Source organism: Polaribacter sp. IC073 (assembly GCF_007997075.1).
GTDB lineage: Bacteria > Bacteroidota > Bacteroidia > Flavobacteriales > Flavobacteriaceae > Polaribacter.
Window position 1 is genome coordinate 227133 of the sequence record NZ_VORS01000007.1, and the last position, 23683, is coordinate 250815.

The 23683-nt window shown below is 30.0% G+C and carries 27 protein-coding genes and 1 tRNA gene; 12 read left to right on the plus strand and 16 right to left on the minus strand.

Annotated elements, in window-relative coordinates:
• Nucleotides 1–26: 26 nt before the first annotated feature.
• Nucleotides 27–659 carry a hypothetical protein gene (locus ES045_RS11910; protein WP_147116508.1) on the plus strand — a complete coding sequence of 211 codons (633 nt, stop codon included), beginning with the start codon at nt 27–29 and terminating at the stop codon, nt 657–659.
• Here the strand turns inward: ES045_RS11910 and ppk2 (ES045_RS11915) are convergent.
• Together ppk2 (ES045_RS11915) and ppk2 (ES045_RS11920) are read right to left on the minus strand one after the other, a co-directional pair.
• The gene (gene ppk2 / locus ES045_RS11915; protein WP_147116509.1) at nt 656–1441 is read right to left on the minus strand and encodes a polyphosphate kinase 2; all 786 of its coding nucleotides are present in this window, start codon (nt 1439–1441) and stop codon (nt 656–658) included. The genes ES045_RS11910 and ppk2 (ES045_RS11915) overlap by 4 nt on opposite strands.
• A 4-nt stretch (nt 1442–1445) precedes the next feature.
• Nucleotides 1446–2303, minus strand: a complete 858-nt coding sequence (gene ppk2 / locus ES045_RS11920; protein WP_147116510.1) for a polyphosphate kinase 2 — start codon at nt 2301–2303, stop codon at nt 1446–1448.
• 94 nt (nt 2304–2397) lie between these two features.
• On the opposite strand from ppk2 (ES045_RS11920), the gene ES045_RS11925 reads away from it, so the two are divergent.
• Nucleotides 2398–3348, plus strand: a complete 951-nt coding sequence (locus ES045_RS11925) for a lipid A deacylase LpxR family protein (RefSeq protein ID WP_147116511.1) — start codon at nt 2398–2400, stop codon at nt 3346–3348.
• A 197-nt stretch (nt 3349–3545) separates the two neighbouring features.
• Here ES045_RS11925 and ES045_RS11930 read toward each other — a convergent pair whose 3' ends face one another.
• The gene (locus tag ES045_RS11930) at nt 3546–4970 is read right to left on the minus strand and encodes an ATP-dependent RecD-like DNA helicase (RefSeq protein WP_147116512.1); all 1425 of its coding nucleotides are present in this window, start codon (nt 4968–4970) and stop codon (nt 3546–3548) included.
• A gap of 106 nt (nt 4971–5076) precedes the next feature.
• On the opposite strand from ES045_RS11930, the gene ES045_RS11935 reads away from it, so the two are divergent.
• The 3 genes from ES045_RS11935 to ES045_RS11945 are packed head-to-tail and all read left to right on the plus strand — an operon-like array spanning nt 5077 to nt 7154.
• Nucleotides 5077–5796 carry a hypothetical protein gene (locus tag ES045_RS11935; protein ID WP_147116513.1) on the plus strand — a complete coding sequence of 240 codons (720 nt, stop codon included), beginning with the start codon at nt 5077–5079 and terminating at the stop codon, nt 5794–5796.
• A 6-nt stretch (nt 5797–5802) separates the two neighbouring features.
• Nucleotides 5803–6597: a DUF3822 family protein gene (locus tag ES045_RS11940; protein WP_147116514.1), complete on the plus strand. Its 795-nt coding sequence runs from the start codon at nt 5803–5805 to the stop codon at nt 6595–6597.
• Nucleotides 6594–7154, plus strand: coding sequence for an RsmD family RNA methyltransferase (locus ES045_RS11945; protein WP_147116515.1), 561 nt, complete (start codon nt 6594–6596; stop codon nt 7152–7154). The genes ES045_RS11940 and ES045_RS11945 overlap by 4 nt, the downstream gene beginning before the upstream one ends.
• Nucleotides 7155–7498: 344 nt before the next feature.
• Here ES045_RS11945 and ES045_RS16680 read toward each other — a convergent pair whose 3' ends face one another.
• The 7 genes from ES045_RS16680 to ES045_RS11980 form a co-directional block, all read right to left on the minus strand.
• Entirely contained in the window at nt 7499–7750 is a 252-nt protein-coding gene (locus tag ES045_RS16680) for a hypothetical protein (protein ID WP_223267246.1), read from the minus strand.
• Nucleotides 7751–7798: 48 nt separating this feature from the next.
• Entirely contained in the window at nt 7799–8011 is a 213-nt protein-coding gene (locus ES045_RS11955; protein WP_189663092.1) for a tetratricopeptide repeat protein, read from the minus strand.
• A 148-nt stretch (nt 8012–8159) separates the two neighbouring features.
• Entirely contained in the window at nt 8160–9113 is a 954-nt protein-coding gene (locus ES045_RS11960) for an AAA family ATPase (RefSeq protein WP_147116517.1), read from the minus strand.
• Entirely contained in the window at nt 9113–10495 is a 1383-nt protein-coding gene (locus ES045_RS11965) for a peptidylprolyl isomerase (RefSeq protein WP_147116518.1), read from the minus strand. Before ES045_RS11965 ends, ES045_RS11960 begins: the two co-directional genes overlap by 1 nt.
• On the minus strand, nt 10461–11246 hold the full coding sequence (locus ES045_RS11970) for a hypothetical protein (RefSeq protein ID WP_223267247.1): 786 nt from the start codon (nt 11244–11246) through the stop codon (nt 10461–10463). The genes ES045_RS11965 and ES045_RS11970 overlap by 35 nt, the downstream gene beginning before the upstream one ends.
• 59 nt (nt 11247–11305) lie before the next feature.
• A complete protein-coding gene (locus tag ES045_RS11975; RefSeq protein ID WP_147116520.1) occupies nt 11306–12940 on the minus strand; it encodes a peptidylprolyl isomerase in 1635 nt (544 codons plus the stop codon).
• A gap of 7 nt (nt 12941–12947) precedes the next feature.
• Nucleotides 12948–13229 (minus strand): DUF493 family protein, encoded by a 282-nt coding sequence (locus ES045_RS11980; RefSeq protein ID WP_147116521.1) that lies wholly within the window; start codon nt 13227–13229, stop codon nt 12948–12950.
• Between the two features lie 97 nt (nt 13230–13326).
• Between ES045_RS11980 and ES045_RS11985 the strand changes: the two genes are divergently transcribed.
• From ES045_RS11985 to ES045_RS12005, 5 genes are all read left to right on the plus strand, one after another.
• A complete protein-coding gene (locus ES045_RS11985) occupies nt 13327–13866 on the plus strand; it encodes an AAA family ATPase (RefSeq protein WP_147116522.1) in 540 nt (179 codons plus the stop codon).
• Nucleotides 13863–15758 (plus strand): ATP-dependent DNA helicase RecQ, encoded by a 1896-nt coding sequence (locus tag ES045_RS11990; protein WP_147116523.1) that lies wholly within the window; start codon nt 13863–13865, stop codon nt 15756–15758. Before ES045_RS11985 ends, ES045_RS11990 begins: the two co-directional genes overlap by 4 nt.
• Nucleotides 15759–15760: 2 nt before the next feature.
• Nucleotides 15761–16705 (plus strand): methionyl-tRNA formyltransferase, encoded by a 945-nt coding sequence (gene fmt, locus ES045_RS11995; protein ID WP_189663093.1) that lies wholly within the window; start codon nt 15761–15763, stop codon nt 16703–16705.
• A gap of 190 nt (nt 16706–16895) precedes the next feature.
• Nucleotides 16896–17168: an HU family DNA-binding protein gene (locus ES045_RS12000; RefSeq protein WP_147116524.1), complete on the plus strand. Its 273-nt coding sequence runs from the start codon at nt 16896–16898 to the stop codon at nt 17166–17168.
• Between the two features lie 89 nt (nt 17169–17257).
• Nucleotides 17258–17815 (plus strand): YqgE/AlgH family protein, encoded by a 558-nt coding sequence (locus ES045_RS12005; protein WP_147116525.1) that lies wholly within the window; start codon nt 17258–17260, stop codon nt 17813–17815.
• Here the strand turns inward: ES045_RS12005 and ES045_RS12010 are convergent.
• Nucleotides 17807–18646: an aminotransferase class IV gene (locus tag ES045_RS12010; RefSeq protein ID WP_147116526.1), complete on the minus strand. Its 840-nt coding sequence runs from the start codon at nt 18644–18646 to the stop codon at nt 17807–17809. The two genes, ES045_RS12005 and ES045_RS12010, sit on opposite strands and share 9 nt — an antisense overlap.
• Before the next feature lie 100 nt (nt 18647–18746).
• Nucleotides 18747–19130, minus strand: a complete 384-nt coding sequence (locus ES045_RS12015) for an START-like domain-containing protein (RefSeq protein WP_147116527.1) — start codon at nt 19128–19130, stop codon at nt 18747–18749.
• 109 nt (nt 19131–19239) lie between these two features.
• On the opposite strand from ES045_RS12015, the gene ES045_RS12020 reads away from it, so the two are divergent.
• Nucleotides 19240–19313 (plus strand) — tRNA-Met (locus tag ES045_RS12020).
• Nucleotides 19314–19366: 53 nt separating this feature from the next.
• Complete coding sequence (locus tag ES045_RS12025; RefSeq protein ID WP_147116528.1) at nt 19367–20668, plus strand: tyrosine-type recombinase/integrase; 1302 nt, start codon at nt 19367–19369, stop codon at nt 20666–20668.
• A 68-nt stretch (nt 20669–20736) separates the two neighbouring features.
• Here ES045_RS12025 and ES045_RS12030 read toward each other — a convergent pair whose 3' ends face one another.
• The 4 genes from ES045_RS12030 to ES045_RS12045 form a co-directional block, all read right to left on the minus strand.
• Nucleotides 20737–21207: a hypothetical protein gene (locus ES045_RS12030; protein ID WP_147116529.1), complete on the minus strand. Its 471-nt coding sequence runs from the start codon at nt 21205–21207 to the stop codon at nt 20737–20739.
• A gap of 1 nt (nt 21208) precedes the next feature.
• A complete protein-coding gene (locus tag ES045_RS12035; RefSeq protein WP_147116530.1) occupies nt 21209–21727 on the minus strand; it encodes a hypothetical protein in 519 nt (172 codons plus the stop codon).
• Between the two features lie 193 nt (nt 21728–21920).
• Nucleotides 21921–23168, minus strand: coding sequence for a hypothetical protein (locus ES045_RS12040; protein ID WP_147116531.1), 1248 nt, complete (start codon nt 23166–23168; stop codon nt 21921–21923).
• 11 nt (nt 23169–23179) lie between these two features.
• Nucleotides 23180–23632 carry a hypothetical protein gene (locus ES045_RS12045; RefSeq protein ID WP_147116532.1) on the minus strand — a complete coding sequence of 151 codons (453 nt, stop codon included), beginning with the start codon at nt 23630–23632 and terminating at the stop codon, nt 23180–23182.
• Nucleotides 23633–23683: the final 51 nt, after the last annotated feature.

Here is a 23683-nt window from a genome sequence, read left to right on the forward strand (position 1 = left end):
TCTAACTTTACCACAAAAATAAGCATATGTCTAAAACTTCTACCATTTCTACAGAAAACTTCTTTAAACAAGCTTCAAAAAAAGTGAGATTACCGGAAGATAGAAAAAAAATACTTTTAAAAATTTCTGAAACGATTGCTAAAGAATATGTTAAAAGCAACGTTGTAAACTTAAATTTTATCTGCACACACAACTCAAGAAGAAGTCAATTAGGACAAGTTTGGGCATTTTACGCTGCACATTATTTCGATGTAAACATACATGCTTTTTCTGGCGGAACGGAAGTAACTGCCTTTTACAGAAACACAGTTAAAACATTGCAGTCTGTTAGTTTCGATTTTAATGTGGAAGATTTTTCTCATCAAAATCCAAAGTATTTAATTTCTTTTGATGGATGTAAAAAAACGATTTTAGGTTTCTCTAAAAGGTTTGATCACGAAATGAACAAAACGCCTTTTATAGCAATTACAACCTGTAATAATGCAGATAAAAACTGTCCTTTTATACCCACTGCCATCGAAAGATTTCACTTGCCTTTTGCAGATCCAAAAGTTTCAGATAATACACCAGAACAAACAGCAGCTTATTTGAACACGAATGAACAAATTGCTGCCGAAGTATTTTATATTTTTGCTGAAGTTAAAAATTTAGTCAATTAAATTTCTAAATCTTTGTCATAAGGAATGCTGTTTAAAACGTGGTTAATTACGTTAACTCTAGCTTCTGTTTTTCTATTTGCCCGTATTACCTTCCAAGGAGAAATTTTTGTGTTTGTCTTTTGAAACATCGCATTTTTATATTCTGTGTATTGTTCCCACAAAATCTGCGCTTTCTCATCTAACTTGGTCATTTTCCATTGCTTTAACGGATTGCTTTTAATATCTGCAAAACGTTTGGCTTGTTCTTTTTTTGAAATAGACATGTAAATTTTAACTAAATGGATTCCAGATTCTAAAATCATTTTTTCAAAACCATTTACCTGATTCATAAAAATATCATATTCTTCTGCCGTACAAAAACCATTTACAGGTTCTACCACAGCCCTGTTATACCAACTTCTATCAAAAAAAACAATTTCACCCGCTTTAGGAAACTGCTCTACGTATCTTTGAAAATACCACTGTGTCTGCTCATCTTCTGAAGGTTTTGGTAAAGCAACAATTCTCATGTGACGTGGATTAATACGCTCTGTTAACCTTCTTATCGCCCCCCCTTTTCCTGCAGCATCTCTTCCTTGAAAGACAATAATTATACGTTCGTTATTATTAATTGCCCAAGTTTGTAAACGAATGAGTTCTACTTGTAATTTTTTTAATTTTTTCTGATAATCTACATACCTTAAACCTCTTTCTAAACTTAAAGGAGATTTAGACAAAAGTGCTAAAAGACCTTTTTTTGTAGTTAACTTATTTAAATCTTGTGTTGTTAATTTTCTGTCCATACCATTAATCGATGTTCCTGTTAGATCTATAATAACGCATTACAACGTTGGGATCTGGTGTTAATGTAGTTTTTGCTTCTTCTTTTCCGTCATAATCAAACTGAGAGATTACGTGTCTTATTGCCTCTAATCTTGCTACTTGCTTGTCGTTGGTTTTTATCATCATCCAAGGACTGTAAGCGGTATGTGTTTTAGAAAACATTTCAGATTTATAATGGGTGTATTCATCCCAAAGTGTTTGTCCTTTTTTATCTACCGGACTAAATTTCCAACGTTTTAAAGGATTTTCTTTACGCTCTTCGAATCTTTTTAATTGCTCTTCTTTTGTAATTGATAGCCAAAATTTAATAATAATAACGCCATCTTCATACATCATGTGCTCAAATTCTGGTACTTGTACCAAAAATTCTTTGTATTGTTTTTGGGTACAAAATCCCATTACAGGCTCTACAACTGCTCTGTTATACCAGCTTCTATCAAAAAAAACAATTTCTCCAGGGTTTGGTAATTCTTTTATATAACGCTGAAAGTACCATTGTCCTTTTTCTACTTCTGTTGGTTTGTTTAAAGCCACTAACCTACTAGATCTAGGGTTTAAATGTTCCATAAACCTACGAATATTCCCTCCTTTTCCTGCGGCATCTCTACCTTCAAAGATAATGGCAACACGCTTGTTTTCTTTAGAAATCCAACGTTGTAACTTTACCAACTCTATTTGTAAAAGACGTAATTCTTCTGTGTAGATAAGCGTTTTCTGAACTTTCTTGAATAAACCGCTTTTATTTTTAATTAACTCAAGAAGATCTTTATTACTTTCTAAGTTTTCAAAATCTTCTGCAGTAAATGTATTGCTTGTACTCATGTGTTTTTTTTCGAAAAATAAAAATATTACTTTTTTTTCTAAATAAAGTTAAAAAAACATGAATTTAAGTAACTTATTTTATATTTGTTTTTCTATGAAAAAAAATCTTTTATTTTTATGCTTATGCTGCACATTTGGTGTTTTTTCTCAAGAAAAGTTTTCAAAGGAAATAAGCTTCGTTACAGAAAACGATTTATACACTTCTGCTTATGACGATCGCTATTATACCAACGGAATGTTTTTGTCTTTTAAATATTTATCGAAAGAAAAAAATGAGACTCTCGAAAAAAAAATATTTGCATGGGAAATTGCACACGAAATGTATACTCCTAATAAATCGATCACTACAGATTTAAACAATCACGACAGGCCTTTCGCAGGTTATTTATACGGTAGTTTTAGCATTGATAGAATTTATAAAAACAACCAATCTTTTAAAACAACTTTACAAGCAGGCGTTATTGGCCCAAACGCATTTTCTAAAGAATTGCAGGGGGCTATTCATAGTTTGTACGGATTTGAAGAAGCGGTTGGTTGGAAACATCAAATTAAAAATGCATTTGGCTTAAACTTTAATACTCATTTTAATAAGTTCTTAGCAAAAGATAAAACAAATCATTTTGATATTTCTTGGATTAACTCTGGAAAATTAGGAACTGTTTATACCAATATTTCTTCTGGTTTTTTAGCAAGAATTGGTTTTAAGCCGCTACAATCTTTAGCAAACTCTATTGCTTTTAACACCAACATCAACAGTAAAAACACCTCTTTTTACAGAGAAATAGAGTCTTTTATTTTTATAAAACCAACTTTAAGATATGCTGTTTATGACGCAACATTACAAGGCAGTTTTTTAAATAAAGGTAGTGAAGTTACCAGTGAATTAAATCCGCTTGTTTTTAGTGTGGCAATTGGTTTTAAATTTACTGCAAATAGATTCAACTTTGGTTATACGCTTAAGTATAATACCAATAAATCTAAAGGCCTAAAATTTAATAATGGGCATAAATATGGTTCTATTAACTTGGCGTATGTATTGAAATAATAATTAGTGGTTGAAAATTAAAAAAAATATCATTTGGCTATGAATGAAGAAAAACATCAACACCAAAACTTCTTTCTTAAAATAAAGAGTTTATCTCTTTTTACTAACTCTAACGTCATTTCTTAAAATAAAAAAAGAACACATGGGCAAGATCTCTTAGTACCCTTTTCTATATGTTATTTTTAGTTTTTGAAAATTTACTTCAGAAAAAAGTCATCTTTAAAACCAATTAAATACAGCTTTTCTTGTGCTCTTGTAATTGCAGTATACAACCATCTAAAATATTCTTTAGAAACACCATCTGGCAAATAAGGTTGTTCTATAAAAACAGTTTTCCATTGCCCTCCTTGAGATTTATGACACGTCATGGCATAAGAAAACTTCACTTGTAAAGCATTAAAATATATGTTCTTTTTAATCGCCATAAACTGCTTATACTTCGATTTTTCGTGTACGTAATCTTCCTTTACTGCTTGGTATAATTTATTGGATTCCTCGTAGGTTAAAGACGGACTCTCACTCGTTAAAGTATCTAATAATAAAACGGTCTCAAAAGGGTGCATTTCAGGATAATCTATCATTCTAATTTCTACTTCAGCAAATTTAAAACCATACAGTTCTTTGATGGAGAATATTTTTAAAACTTCACAAATATCTCCGTTTGCAATAAAACCTGCGGTAGATGATTCTGGCAACCAGAAATAATTATTCTTTACAATCATAATGTAATCTCCTGCAGAAATTTCATTTTCTTGTCCCCTTATATTATATCTTATTTGTTGATTGTATTGGTTCGCGCGTTTGTTAGAGCGCACAATAAATGCAGTGTCTTCTACACCGTCACTTTCATAGGCAGTTACAATTGCATCTTCTATATCATAACCATCTTCTAATCTTTTAATGTCTGCGAAATCTACATCAAACTGAAAATTATCGCCCTCATTTCTTAACAACAATCTTAAAGCAGTTGCATTGGCTAAAATACCAGAGTCTTCATGCTGTCTCATCACTTCATCCAACTCAATTTCCGTTACTTGCTTGTGATAATCATACGTTAAAGTATCGTGTTCTAAAGCGGGTGAAACGTCTAATTTTACTGGCGGAAGCTGCGCTGTATCCCCAATAAAGATCAATTTACAATTTACACCAGCATAAACGTAGGAAATTAAATCATCTAAAAGAGAACTAGAGTCAAACAACTGTTGATTCTGTTTTCCATCCGGAATCATAGAGGCTTCATCAACAATAAAAATAGTATTGGTGTGCTTATTGGGTTGTAAAACAAAAGCGACAGAACCATTAGATTGTTTTTTAGGAAAATATATTTTTTTATGAATGGTAAACGCCGGCTTTTTAGAATACAGTGCAATTACTTTTGCTGCTCTACCCGTTGGCGCTAACAAAACCGCTTTTTTACCAGCAGCGCCTAAAGAATTTACAAATGTACTAATGGTTGTTGTTTTTCCTGTACCTGCATATCCTTTTAAAAGAAATAAAGCATCTTTATCTTTATTGAAAATAAAATTACTTAACAACTCTAATAACTTGCGTTGCTTAATGGTAGGCTGATGGGGGAATTTCTTTAATAATTCTTTGTTAAAATCTGCGGGTATATCTATCATATATTAATTAAAGTACCAAAGATACGGTGAATTGTAAATAAAAGTTTTTATCATTAAAAAAAAATTGTAGATTTGCGATAGGACTATTAAAAAAAAACATTAAAAAATGGGATTATTAGGAATGATTTTAGCTGCAGTTTTAGGTGCAGTTCTTATAGCTATCGTTATAGTTAAATACTTACCTTTAAAATTAAGATGGATAGCTTCTATTCTTTTGTTATTCTTAGCAGTATTTTTAGGATTTAAAATATACAATGGTATAATGGAACCTATTAATTTTAACAAAAATAAAGTTAAAAGATACTCTAAAGTAGTAAGTAATCTTAAAATGATTAGAGATGCTGAAGTAAAGTTTTACGAAGCAACCGGTACTTATACAAAAGATAAAACGTTATTAATTAAGTTTGTAGATTCTGCTAAATTAGCATTAACTGTTACCAAAACTATTGTAGAAACGGTTAACAAAGGTGGTGGTATTACAGATGAAGTAGAAAGAAGAGTAATAGACACAATTGGTTACGAACCAGTTTTAAAGTACTTTAAAGGTAGAAATTACAAAAACATGTTTCAAGTTCCTGGTTTAGAAGGGATACAGTATGAAATTGAAATAGGTACTGTAGAAAAAGTACAAGGTTTAATTGTACCTACTTTTATGGCAAAAACAGCTAAGAAACCTCTTTTAGAAGGAATGAATGAATCTTTAGTGAAGCAAGAATTAGAAGTTATGGCGTCAGATCAAATTAAAGGAGAATACATTTCTGTAGGATCTTTAGACGAAGTTACCACAGCAGGAAACTGGCCACCTTCTTATGATAAAAAAGAATAGTACTCTTTGAAAACAATAAAACAAAATAGATTATCCATCCAATTTAATTTGGATGGATTTTCTTTTTCTATCTACAACACCACATCTAAAAAAGACGTGTATTTCTGCGAATATCACTTTGAGAGTTCTCAAACAACACCAGAAAAACTGTTATTTAAAATTGAAGAAATTTTTAAAACAGATACACGTTTACAAAACGATTTTGAAGCAGTTACAGTAGTTCATCAAAATAATTTATCTACACTAGTACCTACTCCTTTTTTTGATGAAAAAAAATTAAACGCTTATTTAGATTTTAATATCAAAACATTCCCTACAGATTTTATATCTTTTGATGATATAGATGTCATAGATTCTAAAAACATTTATGTTCCTTATGTGAACATAAATAATTATTTATTCCAGAATTTTGGCGAATTTGAATACAAACATCATAGTAGCGTTTTAATTGAAAAGCTTTTAAAATGCAACACTGTTAAAGAAAAAACAATGTATGTAAATGTTTCTAAAACTACGGTAGATATTGTAGTACTAGAAAATAACAAATTGGTTCTTTTAAATACTTTTTCTTACCATACTAAAGAAGATTTTATCTATTATATCTTATTTGTAGCAGAACAATTAGACTTAAATGTTCGTGAATTTCCGTTATATTTTACGGGAGAAATCACTCTTAACACAGATATTTATAAAATAGCATATAAATACATTAAAAATGTGTTCTTTTTAGAAAGTACAAATGTCATTTTTAATGATTTAAACATCCCTTTACATTCTAACTTTATACTATTAGGCTCATGAGAATTATTTCTGGAAAATTAAAATCAAGACGTTTATCTGCGCCTAAAAACTTACCCGTTAGACCAACAACAGACATGGCAAAAGAGTCTTTGTTTAACATCTTAAACAATACGTATTTTTTTGATGCCATTTCTGTAATCGATTTGTTTTCTGGTACAGGAAACATTAGTTATGAATTTGCTTCTAGAGGCACAAAAACAATTCACGCTGTTGATGCTCATGTTGGTTGTATTAAATACATAAATAGCACTGCAAAAGAGCTAGATTTAGATATTAGTACATTTAAAAGTGATGTCTATAAGTTTCTAGAAAAAACACCTTTAAAAGCGGATGTTATTTTTGCAGATCCACCTTACGACTTTGAAGAAGAACAATTTTTAAAAATTGTTGATTCTGTTTTTGACAGAGAAATTCTGAATGAAGATGGTGTTTTAATTGTAGAACACTCTAAACATACCGATTTAACTAAACACGCAAAACACACCTATGACAAACGTTATGGTGGTAATGTTTTTAGTTTTTTTGAAAATACTTCTGAAGAATCTGAAGAAGACTAAATAAAATGACAGATTTGTCTATGATTTCGTTGCGTGTTTAAGCAACTAATTTAGCAAATACAAACCGAATAGAAAATCCGCGAGGAATTATACAAGGTTGTAAAACGTTTTTATAATTCCGATTTGTATAAGTTTTCAATATTTTTCAGCAGTCGACCTAATATTTTTTCGGCTTCTTTTTGTCCGGTTGCTTTTTGTTCGGTTGTCAGTTTATTTTCTAATTCCTGAATTTCCTTAACAATCTGCCCTTATTAAAGGTCTGAAAAGACTCTTTTAAATTCGTTGAAAATCAAGAACCATTGATAACTTTTAAAATTGTTCTGTTCAACATCTGTTCCATCTCTTTACATATAGGCAAGGTTTAACCTCGAAGATGTTATGTAACCACTTTTCTGTAAAATTTCTTGGTTCAGAAGTTTCCCAAGTCGAATTGCCCATTCCAACATTTTATCAAGGTCTTTGTCGGTTCCCTTTCCTTCTTTGTAACAATTGATAACATTAAACATACAAGTTTCGTTTCCGTTTTCTACACATTTTAGAGCAAATGATAATGCTTTCTTGAAATCTTGTAGTACGCCACCTCCATAAGCCATCATCTTTGCGTACAGACCTTCATTCCAACCTTGTTCGGCTGATTTAAAATACTATTCAATCGCTTTTTCAGAATTTTGCTCAACACCAATTCCAGCTTGATAACAATAACCTAAATTATATTGAGATTCCGCATTTCCCAATTCCGCTGCTTGTTTTAGATTCGGAACTGCTTTGTCAAATTCTTGAATTTCTATAAGCTTTTTCGATTCTTCATTTAATTCCGTTGCGCTTTGTCTGAATGTGTTTAAGCAAATTAAAGTCAAAAATAAAAAGGTTAAAATTCTGTTTATCCGGCTTTTTTTAAAATGTTTTACAACCTATTATGTAAAACATAAATTCTCGATACTATATGCAATTGGCATACTGTATCGAGAATTTATTTTATAATAACGTTTGTTTAGTTTTTAATAATTACAACAAAGAATTAATAATATCTGAAACAGAAATACCTTCTGCTTCTGCTTTATAATTCTTTACAATTCTGTGAGATAAAATAGGAATTGCTACTGCCTTTACATCTTCTATGTCTGGCGAATATTTACCATTTACAGCTGCGTGTGCTTTTGCCCCTAGAATTAAGTTTTGAGACGCTCTTGGTCCTGCTCCCCAATCTAAATAGCTTTTTACCATTGCTGTTGCTTGTGCAGATTTTGGTCTTGTTTTACCAACCAAACCTACGGCATATTCAATAACATTATCTGCAACTGGTATTTTTCTAATTAATTGCTGAATTTCAACAATTTCTTTTCCAGAAAAAACAGCATTCACAGTTTGGTTCACTGTAGAAGTTGTGCTTTTAACAACCTCTACCTCTTCTTCAAAAGAAGGATATTCTAAGTTAATAGAAAACATAAACCTGTCTAATTGAGCTTCTGGCAAAGGATAGGTTCCTTCTTGCTCTATGGGATTTTGTGTTGCTAAAACAAAAAAAGGCAAGTCTAATTTATAATGATTCCCAGAAATAGTCACAGAACGCTCTTGCATGGCTTCTAACAGCGCTGCTTGTGTTTTTGGTGGCGTTCTATTTATTTCATCAGCTAGAATGATATTAGAGAAAATAGGTCCTTTTATAAATTTAAACTGTCTATTCTCATCTAAAATTTCACTTCCTAAAATATCCGACGGCATTAAATCTGGTGTAAACTGAATCCTTTTAAAATTCAATCCTAACACATCTGAAACGGTATTTACCAATAATGTTTTTGCCAAACCAGGAACTCCTATCAATAAAGAATGCCCTCCACAAAAAACAGATAATAAAGTAAAATTAACGGCTTCTTTCTGACCAATAATTACTTTTCCTATCTCCGCTTTTAGTACTTCAAATTTGTTTACTAAATTATTTACCGCTTTAACGTCTGACATTATTTACTTGTTACTTTTTTCCAATTTTTTTCAAAAGAACATTTTTTATAGTCTTCACCTAATTTAATATAAGTGTCTTTAATTTTATCTTTAGACCATTTTTCTATTGTTTCCTCTTTCTTCTTATTTAATGCAAGTGCTTGAACTTTTACATAATCTTCAACTAAATCTGCAGTATGAGTATCTGTTCTTTCTTTCATTAAAATGAATTTATACATTTTCTCTCCGCCTCTTGCTTCATCATAAAAAACGTCTGTAAATTCACCTTGTTTTAGATCATTAACTCTAGCATACATTGCAGGATCCATTCTTGTTAAATCGAATTTAGTTTCGCCTGTATAACTGTTTATAATAACGCCTCCGTTGTTTTTAGAATCTTTATCATCTGAATACTTTTTTACAGCTTCTTCAAAAGTGAGTTTTCCTTCTTCGATATCTCTTTTAATTTCTACTACTTTTAACTGTGTTTCTTTCAACCTAGCTTCCGGAATTTCTGGTTGCAATAAAATATGAGAAACGGTTCTTGTATTTCCTTTAATCTCGTGCAGTTGAATAATATGGTATCCAAAAAGAGTTTTAAAAGGTTTAGAAATTTCACCTTTTTCTAAAGAGAAAGAAACTTCTTTAAATTCCTTTATCAAACTAGATTCTTTGGTTACTTGCATTATACCTCCGTTTTGAGTAACTCCCGGATCTTTAGAATTAATAATAGCTTTCATTCTAAAACTTGCTCCGTCTAGAATTTCTTGTCTAATCTCTGTTAATTGCGCTATAACTTTATTATTTTCTGCCAAAGTTGGTTCAGAATTTATTACAATTTGAGCCAATTCTATTTCTGCAGTAAATTCTGGTAATTCACCTTTATCTTTTAAGCCGTTAAAATAGAGACGAACCTCTTCTGGTGTCACATCTACTTTTTCCGTAATTTTAGATTGTTCTTTTTCTACTAAAATATTTTCTTTCTGAACGTTGTACAATTCACTTTTTAAATCATCTAAGTCATTAAAACCATACGTGGCAATTGCTTTCTCTAAAGAACCATATTCTTGCGTAAAAAACTGAATACTTCTATCTACTTTACTGTCAATCTCTGCATCTAAAACAGTTACACTATCTACCACTGCATGATGAGAAAGTAACTTCTGTTTCATTAATTCTTCTAACATTTCACAATCTGAAATGGTAATTTTCCCTTCACTTCTTTGCACTACTTCTTGCTTAAACTTCGCAATATCAGAATCTAAAACGATGTTTTTTCCAATGACAACTGCGACTCCATCAATCTTAATTTTCTGGGCGTTTAACTGCAATGTTGTTGCTGAAAAAATTACAGCAATTAAAAGGAATTTAGTATATTTTAAAATTATTGTTTTTTGTGGCATCTTTTACTATTATTTTTTCAATCTCTCTTATTAACTCGATTTTACGTTTGTGTAAAATCATTTCTTTTATTGTTGGTTTAATATAGCTTAATGGCGCTATATCGTTTCTATTTAAAACGTCTTTTATAGCCACCAAATATAAACCTAATGAATCTTGTTTTTGAATGATTTTTGATTTTTTTAACAGATTTTCTTTAGAAAAAGGAAGATTTAACAAAATATTGTCCAATTCTATCCAAATAGAGTCATTTAACTGATATATTTTAAAACTTAGCTGCTGTCTTTCTAGGGCTTCTGCATCTTCAATTTTATCAGATTCAAATAATTTTATAATTTCTTTTTTCTCATTTATAGTATTGTCAAAATACAAATACTTAGATTTTACTAAAACTTCATTTAATTTAAAATTTTCGTTATTTGTCAAATAATAGGCTTCAATTTCGGCTTCAGAAATTAACGTATCTAATTGTTGTTTGATCAACTCTTCTTTATAATTATTTATAAGAAGGCTTTCTTTGTAATCTTGTACAAGATTATTTATGTTTTCTAAAGATTCTGATGTATTATTATTTGCAGCTGCTTTTAATAATAACTTCTTTACAGCCCAATCTTGAATAAAACTTTTTATCAATATTAAGCTATCTTCTCTAGCAAGATTTCTAGGTAAAACATCTTTTAAATCCTTTTTAAATAGTTTATCTGTATTTACAATCGCTACAATTTCAGACGTGTGAACTTCCTTTTCTTTCACTATAAAATAGTCGCAAGAAGTTAGTAAAAATACACAAAAACAGACCGTTATAAACCTCATTATTTATTTTCGTAAAATTTAATTAAATTATTTAGTTGTTTTTTACTCACTTTAATTTTACTTTTCTTCCTTAAGTTGGCAATCCAATTTTTCTCTAAAAAGTTCTGGTAATCATTCATTACTTCTCCTTTTATATTTTTTAATTCTTTAGAAGTATATGTCTCTTTATTCTCTAAAAAAAACGTCTTTAAACCTAACGTATCTTTAGAAGATTTGTTCCATATTTTTTGCTGCATTAACTCAAACAACAACAAGCCGTCTTCATATTCTTTTAAAATATGCGCATATTCTGGTTCTGTATAAACTAAATTTTCCTTGTAATAGCTTAGAATTTCTTCATTCTTAAACATCTCAAACAAAACGTAAACAGGTTTATGTCTTCTATTTCTTATGTATTTAACAAACGTTTCTTGCGAAATATTCTTATCATTAATACTTATCATCGTATTTTGAAGAGAATCTCTAGGTATTGCTCTAATATTTTTTCTATTTAAAATATTTTTAGCCGCTTCATTTTCTACTATTGTATAGTTGGCTTTTAATTTATTTATCACAGTTGTTTCAGACATTTGCATTCTAGAACTTCTCTTAATTCTAGTTCTCAATTCTTTTTCCATTTCTGCAAATGGTTTTGTAGCGTGTGTTTTTAAAAGCTTTACAATATGCCATCCAAAACGCGTTTTAAACGGTTTCGAATAATCACCTTCCTTTTCTATAGCATAAGCAGCATCTTCAAATGGCTTTACCATTTTTCCTATGCTAAATTTATCTAGCTTTCCTCCGCTTGCTTTAGAACCTTTATCATCTGAATATTCATTTGCTAATTTCTCAAAAGATTTTTTTTGTTGAAGTTTGCGGTACACTTCATCAATTTTAGTTTTACCTACATTAGTTGTGTCTTTAATTAATATATGTGCTGTTTCTAAGTCTCCTTTAGTTACTCTAAAAGCATCTACTTTAAGAATATGATACCCAAACTGACTTCTAAATGGCATCGAAATTTCGCCAACTTTAGTTGTGTACGCTGCATCTTCAAAAGAAGAAACCATTTTAAAAGCATTAAAGTATCCTAAATTACCATCGTTTCCTTTTCTACCTGTTTTAAGATCATCTTGTGCAGATCTATCTTCAGATGTTTCTGTTGCTAATTTTTCAAAAGTTTCACCATTAATAATTCTATTTCTAATTGTTAAAATTTTATTGTAGGCAACTAAGGTGTCTTTTGGTGTTGCATCTTTAGAGGTTCTAATTAAAATATGTTTCGCTTTTACTTCATTTTTGGTTCTGTAGTACATCTCTTTTACCAAATCTGAAATAAAAGTAGTGTCTTGTAAATAAGGTGCAGAAAGTTGATTCTTATAAGAAGCTATTTCTCTTTTATAAGACGGTAACGTATCTAATTTTAATTGATATGCCTCTTTTACCTTTAAGACGTAATTAATGTAAAGCGTTAAGTTTTTAGCAACATCTTTTGCTTCTTCAGTATCTATTACATCTAAATTTTTTTCATAAACACGCTTAAAATCAGCTACTGTTTTTTTCTCTTTATCTATGGTTACCAACGTTTTTTCTTTTTGCGAAAATCCGTTTATCCAAAATAATAGCATACAAATAATTAAAACTCCCTTTTTCATAAACTACTTATAATGATATGATTCCTTTTATTTTTTCTGCTTTTCTATAATACGCTATCACCTCATCCGAAGTTTTTAATTTTAATATTATTGAAACACTTACAAACTTACCTGTTTTAGATTTCTTTGTGTTAATTACTGCACCTGTATTATCAAAAATATTTTCTACCTCTATAACTTGATTTTCTGTAGTTGGCACAATAAATTTATACAAATATTCGGCAGGAAAATCTGTGGTAGCATCTAACTGAACTTTTAATTTCTCGTAAAAATCGTCTTTATTACTCATACTAATTGTTAATTATTTTCTAAACTATTTGCAAAAGGCAAGACACAAAACTACATTAAAAATTAGTTTTATAAAGGGAATGATTTATTTTTGTAAAATGCAGCAAAAAATTGTTCTTATTGGAGGCCCCGGAACTGGGAAAACAACTATTATAAATGAGCTTATAAAAAGAGACTTCTATTGTATGCCAGAAGTTTCTAGAGAAGTGATACTAAAAGCTAAAAAAGAAGGTATTGAACAACTTTTCTTAACAGAACCTTTATTATTTAGCAAAATGCTTTTAGAAGGCAGAGAAGCACAATACAACAATGCTATTAGCTTAAAAGAAAAAATTGTTTTTTTTGACAGAGGAATTCCAGATGTGCATGCCTACATGAATTATTTTGAAACTACCTATCCTGCTTATTTTGTAGAGAAAAGCAATGCTTATAAATACTCTAAAATTTTTCATTTTTCTCCTTGGGAAGAAATTCACACCACAGATAATGAGCGTTATGAATCTTTCGAAGAATCTGTAAAGATTGATGCTTTTCTTATAAAAGCATATTCTGAATTAGGCTACAATTTAATTTCGGTTCCTTTTGGTTCTGTTGAAGAACGGACTAATTTTATTCTTAATTCGCTTTCTGGCGAATGACTACTTCTCCAGAAAAAATATTAGAACAATATTGGGGTTTTACTTCCTTTAGAACACCTCAAAAAGAAATTATTACTTGCGTCTTAGAAAATAGAGATGCGATTGCATTATTGCCAACTGGTGGCGGAAAATCTATCTGTTTTCAAGTTCCTGCATTGGTAAAAGAAGGGGTTTGTATTGTTATTTCTCCATTAATTGCGTTGATGCAAGATCAAGTAGAAAACCTTAAAAGAAGAGATATTAAGGCAGTTACAATTCCGTCTGGTAGTAGTCAAGATGAAATTGTAACCCTTTTTGATAAAATTAAATTCGGCCGTGTTAAGTTCTTATACCTTTCTCCAGAAAGACTGCAGTCTTCTTTAATTCAACAAAAATTAAAAGAATTAAATGTAAATTTAGTAGCCATTGATGAAGCACATTGTATCTCTGAATGGGGACATGATTTTAGACCTTCGTACAGAAATATTAACGTTTTAAAAGAAATTTTACCCGAAGTAAATTTTATTGCTTTAACAGCTACCGCAAATAAAAAAGTACTTGCAGACATCTCAAACAATCTGCAACTTACCAACCACATCACATTTAAAAAATCTTTTTACAGAGAGAATCTAGCCTATCAAATTTTTAAAATTGAAGACAAATTAGATCGGTTACTTCAAATTTTTACAAAAACAAAAGTACCGGCTATTATTTATGTAAATTCAAGAAAAAAAACAGAAGAAATTGCCAATTTTTTAAAAGCGAATCAGTTTAAAAGCACGTTTTACCATGCGGGATTAACTGTTGTAGAAAAACAAACTGCCTTTAAAGATTGGATGACAGAAAAGAAACCAATAATTGTTGCAACCAATGCGTTTGGTATGGGAATAGACAAACCTAACGTTGGTTTGGTAATTCATTATAATTTACCAACCAGCATCGAAAACTACGTGCAAGAGACTGGTAGAGCCGGTAGAAATGAGAAGAAATCTTTCGGAGTTTTACTTTACAATGAACATGATATCTTTTTACATAAGAAACAGACAGAAAATTCAATTCCATCAATTTTAGAGGTTAAAGAAGTTCATAAAAAATTATACCAACATTTTAGAATTGCAAACGGAGAACTTTTAGAAGAAACTTTCTCTTTTAATTTCTTTGAATTTTGCAAAAAATATAATTTCCCTGTTTTAAAAACGGATGTAATTCTTAAATTATTAGTTAATTACGGCATTTTAGAATTAAATAATAGCTTCAATAAAAAATCGACTTTAAAAGTAATTGGAACACATTATACTGTTTTAAACTTCTCTAGAAGCAATACTGCTTTTAAAAATTTTATAAATGTACTTTTAAGAACGTATGGTGGTCTTTTTGAAGATGAAATAAAAATAAATGAATTTTTTCTCGCTAAAAAAGCAAGCATCACTTCCACACAAGTCATCAAAAATTTAGAAATATTAGAAGCTCAGAATTTAGTTGAATACAACCAAGCGAATGGCAATATCTCATTAAACTTCTTATTGCCTAGAGAAGATGATAAAACAATTAACCGTTTTTCTAAAGAAATAAAACAATTCTTATTTTTAAAGAAAGAAAAAGCAATCAATTTTATAAATTTTGTAACCGATAATACAGTTTGTAGAAGTGTACAATTACTTGCTTATTTCGATGAAAAAGCAACATCACCCTGTGGCATTTGCGATGTTTGTATTGGCAACAAAAAAAGGGATACTAAAAACCTTTCATCAGAAATACTTGCACTTTTAAAAGAAAAAGAGCAACTTTCATCCAAAGAAATTAGCCGTCTTTTAAATACTTTTGAAAAAGACATTTTAATACATTTGCAGACATTGTTATCGGAAGATAAAATAACAATTAATAATCAGAATAAATTTCAACTAAAAATATAAGTATGAGAGATTTGCGCATTGTTTTTATGGGGACCCCAGATTTTGCTGTAGCCATTTTAAAACGTTTGGTAGAAAACAACTATACAATTGCTGGGGTAATTACTGCACCAGACAAACCTGCAGGAAGAGGAAGAAAGCTAAATGAATCTGCAGTAAAAAAATATGCAAAATCTCAAGATCTTACCATTCTTCAACCAACCAATTTAAAAAATGATGCTTTTTTACAAGAATTAAAAGCTTTAAACGCCAATTTACAAATTGTAGTTGCGTTTAGAATGTTGCCAAAAGTAGTTTGGCAAATGCCCCAATTTGGTACGTTTAACTTACACGCATCTTTATTACCAGCATACAGAGGTGCTGCTCCCATACATTGGGCTATAATTAATGGAGAAACAAAAACAGGTGTTACTAGTTTCTTTATTGATGATAAAATTGATACTGGTGAAATTATCTTACAAGAAGAAATTGCGGTACTTACTAATGAAACCGTAGGTAGTTTACATGACAAATTAATGCATTTAGGTGCAGCCTTAGTTTCTAAAACGGTAGACTATATAAGTAAGGGAGAAGTTAAAACGACAAAGCAGCCAGATTTAGAAGAAAAATCTGCGCCAAAACTGAATCCTGAAAATACGAGAATTGATTGGTCGGATTCTTTAAACAATATCTATAATAAGATTCGTGGTTTAAATCCTTTTCCTGCAGCTTGGACAATGATTAATAATAATGACGAAGAAGTTTCTGCCAAAATTTACGCCATCAGAAAAGAAAGAGAGGCCCATAATTTTTCTATCGGAAAAATAATTGCGACCAAAAAAGAGTTGAAAGTAGCTGTTGATAAAGGGTACCTTATAATAGACGAAATTAAACTTTCTGGAAAGAAAAAAATGGATGCAAAAAGTTTGCTAAATGGCTATTCTTTTTCGTCAGATGCTAAAATGTTCTAAAGCCTTTATTAATGCGGTTTGTAGGGTTTTTTGATTTTCAATGCTTGGTTTATTAACAATTGGCATACTTTTATTAACAAAAAGGCACTTTTTTGCCCTTCAAATTTGCGTAAACCCACAATCCGTCTATATTTGTTAAGCTATTAAGCGAAAAATACAATTATTAAATAATTTTTAAAATCAATTTATTATGAACAAATCAGATTTAATCGATGCAATGGCTGCTGACGCAGGAATTTCTAAAGTAGCAGCTAAAGCAGCTTTAGAGTCTTTTACAGGTAACGTAACTTCTTCTTTGAAAAAAGGTGATAAAGTTGCATTAGTTGGTTTCGGAACTTTCTCTGTATCTAATAGAGCTGCAAGAACTGGTAGAAATCCTCAAACTGGAAAAGCTATTGAAATTGCTGCTAAAAATGTAGCTAAATTTAAAGCTGGAGCTGGATTAAGCGATGCTGTAAACTAAGAATCACAGTTTTAAATTATATAAAAACTCTCTTTTTTTAGGGAGTTTTTTTATTTAAAAATTTTCTTATATTTATTACAAAAAAATGAATGTCTAAATTACAACCTAAAAAAGGTAGATTACTCGTTGCAGAACCTTCTATTTTAAATGATAATTCATTTAACAGAGCTATCGTTTTGCTAACAGAACACACAGATAATAATTCTGTAGGATTTATTTTAAATAAACCTTTAGAATATAGTATTAACGATTTATTGCCAGACATAGATTGTTCTTTTAACATTTATCAAGGTGGCCCAGTAGAACAAGATAATTTATACTTTGTTCATAGAATACCACAGCTGTTAGACGACAGTGTAGAAGTTGCAAATGGCGTGTTTTGGGGCGGTGATTTTAAACAGCTTAAGAAACTATTAAATGAAGGAGTTTTAGAGGAGTCTGATATTCGGTTTTTCTTAGGATATTCTGGTTGGGACAAAGATCAACTTACAGAAGAACTCAAAGAGAACTCCTGGTTTGTTGCTGAAAATGATTTTGACAATATTTTTTCTAATGATGAAGAAAGCTTATGGAAAAATAAATTACTTCAAAAAGGTGGCAATTATAAACTTTGGGCAAATGCACCAAATGATTTTAATTTAAACTAAATTTCCTGCAATCTGCAAAACTTTTAAACTAGCGTGTAACTTACTTGCTAATTCTGTAGTAAAAGACTTCTTTTTATATTTAGTAACCGGCTGAATGCCTACAATTGCATTTGTAATAAAAACTTCATCTGCTTTTTGAATTTCAAAAGGAGAAATAGCCGTTTCCTCAATAGTAAAATCTTTATTTTTAGTTAGCATTTCTATCACCTTACTTCTTACAATGCCTTTAATACAACCTTCTGTTAGTGCTGGTGTTTTAACTACATTATCTTTAACTATAAAGATATTTCCATTGGCAACCTCTACAACCCCTTTGCGCTCATTTAGTAAAACACAATTGTCTAAGTCGTTTTCGTTGGCATAAATACTAGCCAAAGTATTTAGCATTCTATTATTTGTTTTTACGGTTGATAACAAACCAGAATAATTATAAAAGTCTTTAAACACATCTATTTCATAGGTTGTTTTCGTTTGATAATTAACTGCTGATGCTTCCAATAGGTAATTAATTTCATTGGTTTTAGGCGTGTACAAGCCTCCATCTTTTCTAAAAACATTTAAACGAACTCTAAAAGAAGAAGCTTCTTCTAAGACAGCAACTGATTTTAAAATTTCTTTTTCTAAAAACTCTAGCGTAAACTCCATAGGAATTTTCATACGAAGCATTCTCATAGAAGCCATTAATCTAAAATAATGATCTTCCCAAAAAATCACTTTTTTATTTACTACTTTAATTGTTTCAAAAATACCGTCTCCGTATTTAAAACCTCTATTATCTGTAGTTAATTGTACGTTTTCTTTAAATAATAATTCACCGTTAAAATTAATCATTGCTTTATTTTTAAGAGTTGTAAAAATAACATATTTCAATAGATTTTAGACATAAAAAAACCAGCAATTCTGCTGGTTTTAATTCTCTATAAAAATTGGTTTAAGCACCAATAGTATGTCTTAATTCTTCAATTTGGTTTTCCCAAAGTTGCTTAGATTCTTCTACCTCATCTTCGTCATCTGCAAAATCTGTAACAATTAAAGATACATCTTTAGTTAATGCATCTACTTGAATTTTAATTTCAAAAAAACTTTCATCGTCTTCGCTTTCTAACCACTTCCAACGCATTCTTTCTCCTGCTTTTTTTGTAATTAATTCTGCTAATTCTTCTGAGTCTTCCCAAACAAAACTAAATATTTTGCCTCTAGAGTTTACCTTATCGGCAAACCATTCTTGCAAATTTGATGGTGAAGAGATGTATTGGTACAGCATATTTGGCGATGCGTGAATAGGGATTTCTAGTTCGAATTTTACTTTTTCCATTGATTCTTTTGTTAGGTGAACAATATAGGTATTAATTCTATTTAAAAAAAATTTAAAACACTTGTTGCTAATCTATAAAAAGTGATTATATTTGCAGCCGCTAACAGATGGCGAGGTAGCTCAGTTGGTTAGAGCGCAGGATTCATAACCCTGAGGTCACGGGTTCAAATCCCGTTCTCGCTACAAATTAATACTTTATAAATCAACGGTTTAGGATACTTCTAAATCGTTTTTTTATGCAAAATAATCAAAAGTACACTAAAAAGTACACTTTTTTAAAGTCTAATTTAATGGCTAAAAAATATGCAATAGGGTTTTATACAGGCGGCGTAAACGTTGAAAATTGGGAAAACTTAACAGAAATAGAGCAAGAAAAAGCAATTTCTAAGAGTTGGTATCTTCGTTGGTCGTTTAGAAATCCTGAAAATGGAATCTTAGAAAGACAAAAAAACTACAAAGGCGGCGTTAATTATTTAAAAACAAAAGATGATCGTTTAAAGTTTTTAAAAGAATCAAAGAAATCATTAACGGAATTACTAAATGAAGGATATTCTCCTTTTGATAGCAAAGACGAAATTATCTTATATGATTCAGAAATTAAAAAAACTTTCTCAGTTAAAGAATCATTTGATTTAGCTTTAGAGCAAATAAAACAAACGGTTGCAACCGTAACTTATAAAGACTATAAAAAAACAGCAAACGGTTTCTTAAAATTCCTAGGTGACGAAAATCAAAAAAAAGAAATAAAACTAATTACAAAAAGAATTGTAATTAAGTACTTAAATGAGATTCTTACAAAAACTTCTGCAAGAACTAGGAATAATTATAAATCTGATTTATCAGCTTTGTTTTCTGTAATGGAAAAAAAACTACTACTAATTGATTATAATTTTATCAAAACAATTGAAAAAGAAAGAACCCAAGAAAAAAGAAACAGAACTTTAACAAATAAGCAATTAAAACAAGTCACGGACTTTTTAAGAGAAAATGACCCACTACTATTATTTGTTGTAAAATTTGTTGCTTATAATTTTCTAAGACCTGTTGAAGTTTGCCGACTTAAAATTAAAGACCTGAATATAGAAGATTCACTCTTGTATTTTCAAGCAAAAAACAAACCTTTAAAAACAAAACGTATTCCTTCTATTCTGCTAAATGATTTAAAAAAAATGAATTTAGAAAAGTATGACAAAAACTTCTATCTAATAACACCTTCTGGATTCCCGGGCAATTGGGAGGTTTCAGATTTGCAAAGAAGAACCACCATCACAAAGCGTTTTACAAGGCTAAAAGTAAAAATGAAAGAAGCTGGTATTATTTTAGAAAAAGGAGATAATATTTACAGTTTTCGCCATTCTTACATCACAAATTTATTTAGATATCTAAGAACCAAAGAAAATTTAACGTTTAATGAAGCGATAAAAGAGTTAATGCCAATAACAGGGCACGATTCAGAAAGTGGTCTAATCAACTACATTCATCAGATTGATGCAGATATTCCAAAAGATTGGAGCAAAAAAATAGAAATAGTTATTTAATTTTTGTATATTCATACTTTCTTTTTCATAGCAATTTTACACCACCTCTCTAAAGAAGTGGTGTTTTTTTAGTTTAAATTAAAGTTTTCTTTGCTTGAAAACAATTCTGTAATGTATTTCTTCATTTCATTAATAGAAGGATGCAGTAACAAGCTTTCGTCTTGCCATTCATCATCATAACTTTCGATTAAAATAAAGCGCATTGGCGTTTCTTGTTTTACATGCACCAAATAGCAAGGATCTTGCCTGTGCAATACATACATTTCATCGTTATTTTTATCTATTGAAACTAAGAATTTAGAAATAGTATCTACCGGATGATTTTCGTTTATAAGATTAATTGCTGCTGCTAAAATGGTGTAATTCTTTAAGTTTGGCGCATATTTTAAACCAAACATTCTACTAATATTAGATTGTGTAAATCCTGTTATTTCTGCCAATGCTGTTTGCCATCCGTTGCCAAATTTAGCAATTGCCTTTTCTCTTAAATTAGAAACGAGCAACTTCCATTGCTCGTTTTGTTCTTGTTGGTTTGGCATATTATTTATTAATTAAGGCTATTGCATAGCTGTGAGTATCGTGATAGAATGATAATGAGTGTTTTTTAATAGTCTCCGAGTAGTTTCCTTGGTATGAAATTACCACTTCTCCCTCCTCCATTTCTTCTATTTCTTCCCAAATTTCTTTTTTAGCTTCTAAAATTAATGATATAGCATCAAAACTAGCTGTATCTTCTAACAGTGGAGTTACTTCATTTTCGATAAATTCGGCTTCGTCCATTTTAGGAAATTCAGCATAATCATCTCCATAGTCTTCAGATGAATTTTCAAAAGACTTATACATCGAACCTTTATTTTCCCACAAAGACCAGCCGTCTCTTTGGTGTATTTGTATAATTTCTAAATTGTGGGTGGTTGCAAATTCTTCTACTTCTTTAAAGCTGTTAAAGTCGTCCACCATTATACAATTATATAAACCAGAAGGATATCCGTTAGACCCTGTAGTAATTTCTGATACTTTTAAATTGTTTTCGTTTGCTAATTCTCTTAAATCTTTCATAATAATTGTGCCGATTTTAATGACCTGCTCGAGTCTTTTAATTTTATATGCCTTATTGCATACACCAAAGATACACTTTTTTATCTAATTATATCACTTTTGATATAGTTAAATACATTAATCTACGAAACACTTTACGAAAACTATTTCACACCTAAAAATCAGATAATTTAAAATATATGGTTGTGAGGTGTTATCTTGTAGCGTTTAGGTGCTTTGGTTTCCCTTTTCCGTTATCCCAAAATATAGAATAACCAGCATTTGTTGTATATCCTAAACTTTCACTATAATAATTTCCTGTAAAAAATGATTGCAAATACATTCTTCGATGATCTATGCTATCATCAGAAACAATTTTAAAATTATCTCTTTGTTTAGCAGATAGCGTTTCTATAATGCTATGTAAATGACCTTCGCAAATAAGGTTGTAAACTCCCTGAATACCGTAATTTAAAATAATATCCGAAGAACTTCTCTTACTGATACCTAAATGACCGTGTAAATTAATGTGGTTAATTCCGTTTACTTTATGAGTTATAACCATAGAATTAAATTCAACTTCAAAACCTTTTAATTTTAAACCCCAGGCAATTAATTCTGCTGCACCTCCTTTTACATCTTCTTTGTTATTGCTTGTTAATCTGTCGTGATTTCCTGCTACTATTTTAATACTTCCTAAATTATCAATTTTAACGAGTGCTTTTTCTAACAATTCACAACATAACATAATAGAATTAGAACCTATTTTATTTTTGTCTAAACTCATCCACGAATTTATATGACTTAAACCCGTGAAGCTTTCAATTAAATCACCATTAATATGCACGTGTGCCTTACTAAAACCTAATTGATTAACATCTTCTACACTCTCTAAAAGTCCGTCTAAAAGAACGTCAGAATCATAATCAGGTGTTTTAATAAGGTTTCGTATGTGCGCTCCAAAATGCAGGTCACTCCATTTTATAACACCTTCAATATTTCTTTTAGATTTTTTTCTTTTATACGTGTAAGATTGTTTTATTTCTGAATTAAGAATTATTCTAATATCTTCAATATTAAATTCATCTTCGTTTAACTGCTCTTTAAAAACTATGTTATAAGAAGGCTCTTTGTAGTGGTATGGTAAAAATTTATAAGAGCTAACATTTTCAAAAGGCTGATTATATTTTTTGCAAAAATCTTCTATCCCTAGAATTGTTTTTGTTTCTTTACAATAGGCAGATAAAAAAAACTTTTCTTCCTTATAATCATTAGGCTTTGTTATGCTGCTATTTTTTACAACGCTTTCAATTATGCCTTTGTGTTTTACTTTGGTAATTTGCAACCATTGATTAGAATCTAAAGAGTAAGTAGCAGTAACTCTATCTTTAGAGTGTTTTTTAAGTTCAAAACCTAATAAATTTGCTTCTTCATCGGTTAATCTTCTTCTTTTTTTCGCCATAATTTAAAGTATTATCTTTTGAATTTAAAAACCAAATAACCAATTAAAGCAAACCCCACAACAAATGCAATCGCAATTGCAATACCTTTAAAATTATTGGTATCTGAAATAGCTTCTCCTTTTTCATTAATAGTAGAATTATCTTCCAATTTTTCTTCTGAATCTTCTTTATCTGCTATTTTATTGGTGGTTTTTGCTTCGTTCTTTTTTTTAATATTCAGTTTTTCTACGTTTTCATATTTCTTTTTGTTTCCCTTTTCATCGGTAACTGTAATTGGTTTTTTTGGATCCGCAACAAATAAAGTAAGCTCACTTGTATCTAATTGCAGTTGCTCATTTTCTACAATATTGGTAATGCTATTTTTCTTTGAACTAATAATATCTAATTTATTGTTTTTGACTTCCTTAGTAGATTTGCAGCCAACTAAAAGAAATAGTAGTAAAATGTAAATTATGTTTTTCATATTGAATGTTTTTCTAAGAATTAAAGCGAAAATTAGCAAGGTAAATGTGAT

Excerpts from the sequence above, each read along its gene's own strand:
- ES045_RS11910 (WP_147116508.1), top strand. The coding sequence starts at position 27 with ATGTCTAAAACTTCTACCATTTCTACAGAAAACTTCTTTAAACAAGCT.
- ES045_RS11925 (WP_147116511.1), top strand. The coding sequence starts at position 2,398 with ATGAAAAAAAATCTTTTATTTTTATGCTTATGCTGCACATTTGGTGTT.
- ES045_RS12000 (WP_147116524.1), top strand. The coding sequence starts at position 16,896 with ATGAACAAATCAGATTTAATCGATGCAATGGCTGCTGACGCAGGAATT.
- ES045_RS12035 (WP_147116530.1), bottom strand. The coding sequence starts at position 21,727 with ATGAAAGATTTAAGAGAATTAGCAAACGAAAACAATTTAAAAGTATCA.
- ES045_RS12045 (WP_147116532.1), bottom strand. The coding sequence starts at position 23,632 with ATGAAAAACATAATTTACATTTTACTACTATTTCTTTTAGTTGGCTGC.
- ES045_RS11935 (WP_147116513.1), top strand. The coding sequence starts at position 5,077 with ATGGGATTATTAGGAATGATTTTAGCTGCAGTTTTAGGTGCAGTTCTT.
- ES045_RS12030 (WP_147116529.1), bottom strand. The coding sequence starts at position 21,207 with ATGCCAAACCAACAAGAACAAAACGAGCAATGGAAGTTGCTCGTTTCT.
- ES045_RS12040 (WP_147116531.1), bottom strand. The coding sequence starts at position 23,168 with ATGGCGAAAAAAAGAAGAAGATTAACCGATGAAGAAGCAAATTTATTA.
- ES045_RS11930 (WP_147116512.1), bottom strand. The coding sequence starts at position 4,970 with ATGATAGATATACCCGCAGATTTTAACAAAGAATTATTAAAGAAATTC.
- ES045_RS12005 (WP_147116525.1), top strand. The coding sequence starts at position 17,258 with ATGTCTAAATTACAACCTAAAAAAGGTAGATTACTCGTTGCAGAACCT.
- ES045_RS11975 (WP_147116520.1), bottom strand. The coding sequence starts at position 12,940 with ATGAAAAAGGGAGTTTTAATTATTTGTATGCTATTATTTTGGATAAAC.
- ES045_RS11985 (WP_147116522.1), top strand. The coding sequence starts at position 13,327 with ATGCAGCAAAAAATTGTTCTTATTGGAGGCCCCGGAACTGGGAAAACA.
- ppk2 (WP_147116510.1), bottom strand. The coding sequence starts at position 2,303 with ATGAGTACAAGCAATACATTTACTGCAGAAGATTTTGAAAACTTAGAA.
- ES045_RS12015 (WP_147116527.1), bottom strand. The coding sequence starts at position 19,130 with ATGGAAAAAGTAAAATTCGAACTAGAAATCCCTATTCACGCATCGCCA.
- ES045_RS11980 (WP_147116521.1), bottom strand. The coding sequence starts at position 13,229 with ATGAGTAATAAAGACGATTTTTACGAGAAATTAAAAGTTCAGTTAGAT.
- ES045_RS11965 (WP_147116518.1), bottom strand. The coding sequence starts at position 10,495 with ATGCCACAAAAAACAATAATTTTAAAATATACTAAATTCCTTTTAATT.
- ppk2 (WP_147116509.1), bottom strand. The coding sequence starts at position 1,441 with ATGGACAGAAAATTAACAACACAAGATTTAAATAAGTTAACTACAAAA.
- ES045_RS12025 (WP_147116528.1), top strand. The coding sequence starts at position 19,367 with ATGCAAAATAATCAAAAGTACACTAAAAAGTACACTTTTTTAAAGTCT.
- ES045_RS16680 (WP_223267246.1), bottom strand. The coding sequence starts at position 7,750 with ATGATGGCTTATGGAGGTGGCGTACTACAAGATTTCAAGAAAGCATTA.
- ES045_RS11960 (WP_147116517.1), bottom strand. The coding sequence starts at position 9,113 with ATGTCAGACGTTAAAGCGGTAAATAATTTAGTAAACAAATTTGAAGTA.
- ES045_RS11945 (WP_147116515.1), top strand. The coding sequence starts at position 6,594 with ATGAGAATTATTTCTGGAAAATTAAAATCAAGACGTTTATCTGCGCCT.
- ES045_RS12010 (WP_147116526.1), bottom strand. The coding sequence starts at position 18,646 with ATGATTAATTTTAACGGTGAATTATTATTTAAAGAAAACGTACAATTA.
- ES045_RS11990 (WP_147116523.1), top strand. The coding sequence starts at position 13,863 with ATGACTACTTCTCCAGAAAAAATATTAGAACAATATTGGGGTTTTACT.
- fmt (WP_189663093.1), top strand. The coding sequence starts at position 15,761 with ATGAGAGATTTGCGCATTGTTTTTATGGGGACCCCAGATTTTGCTGTA.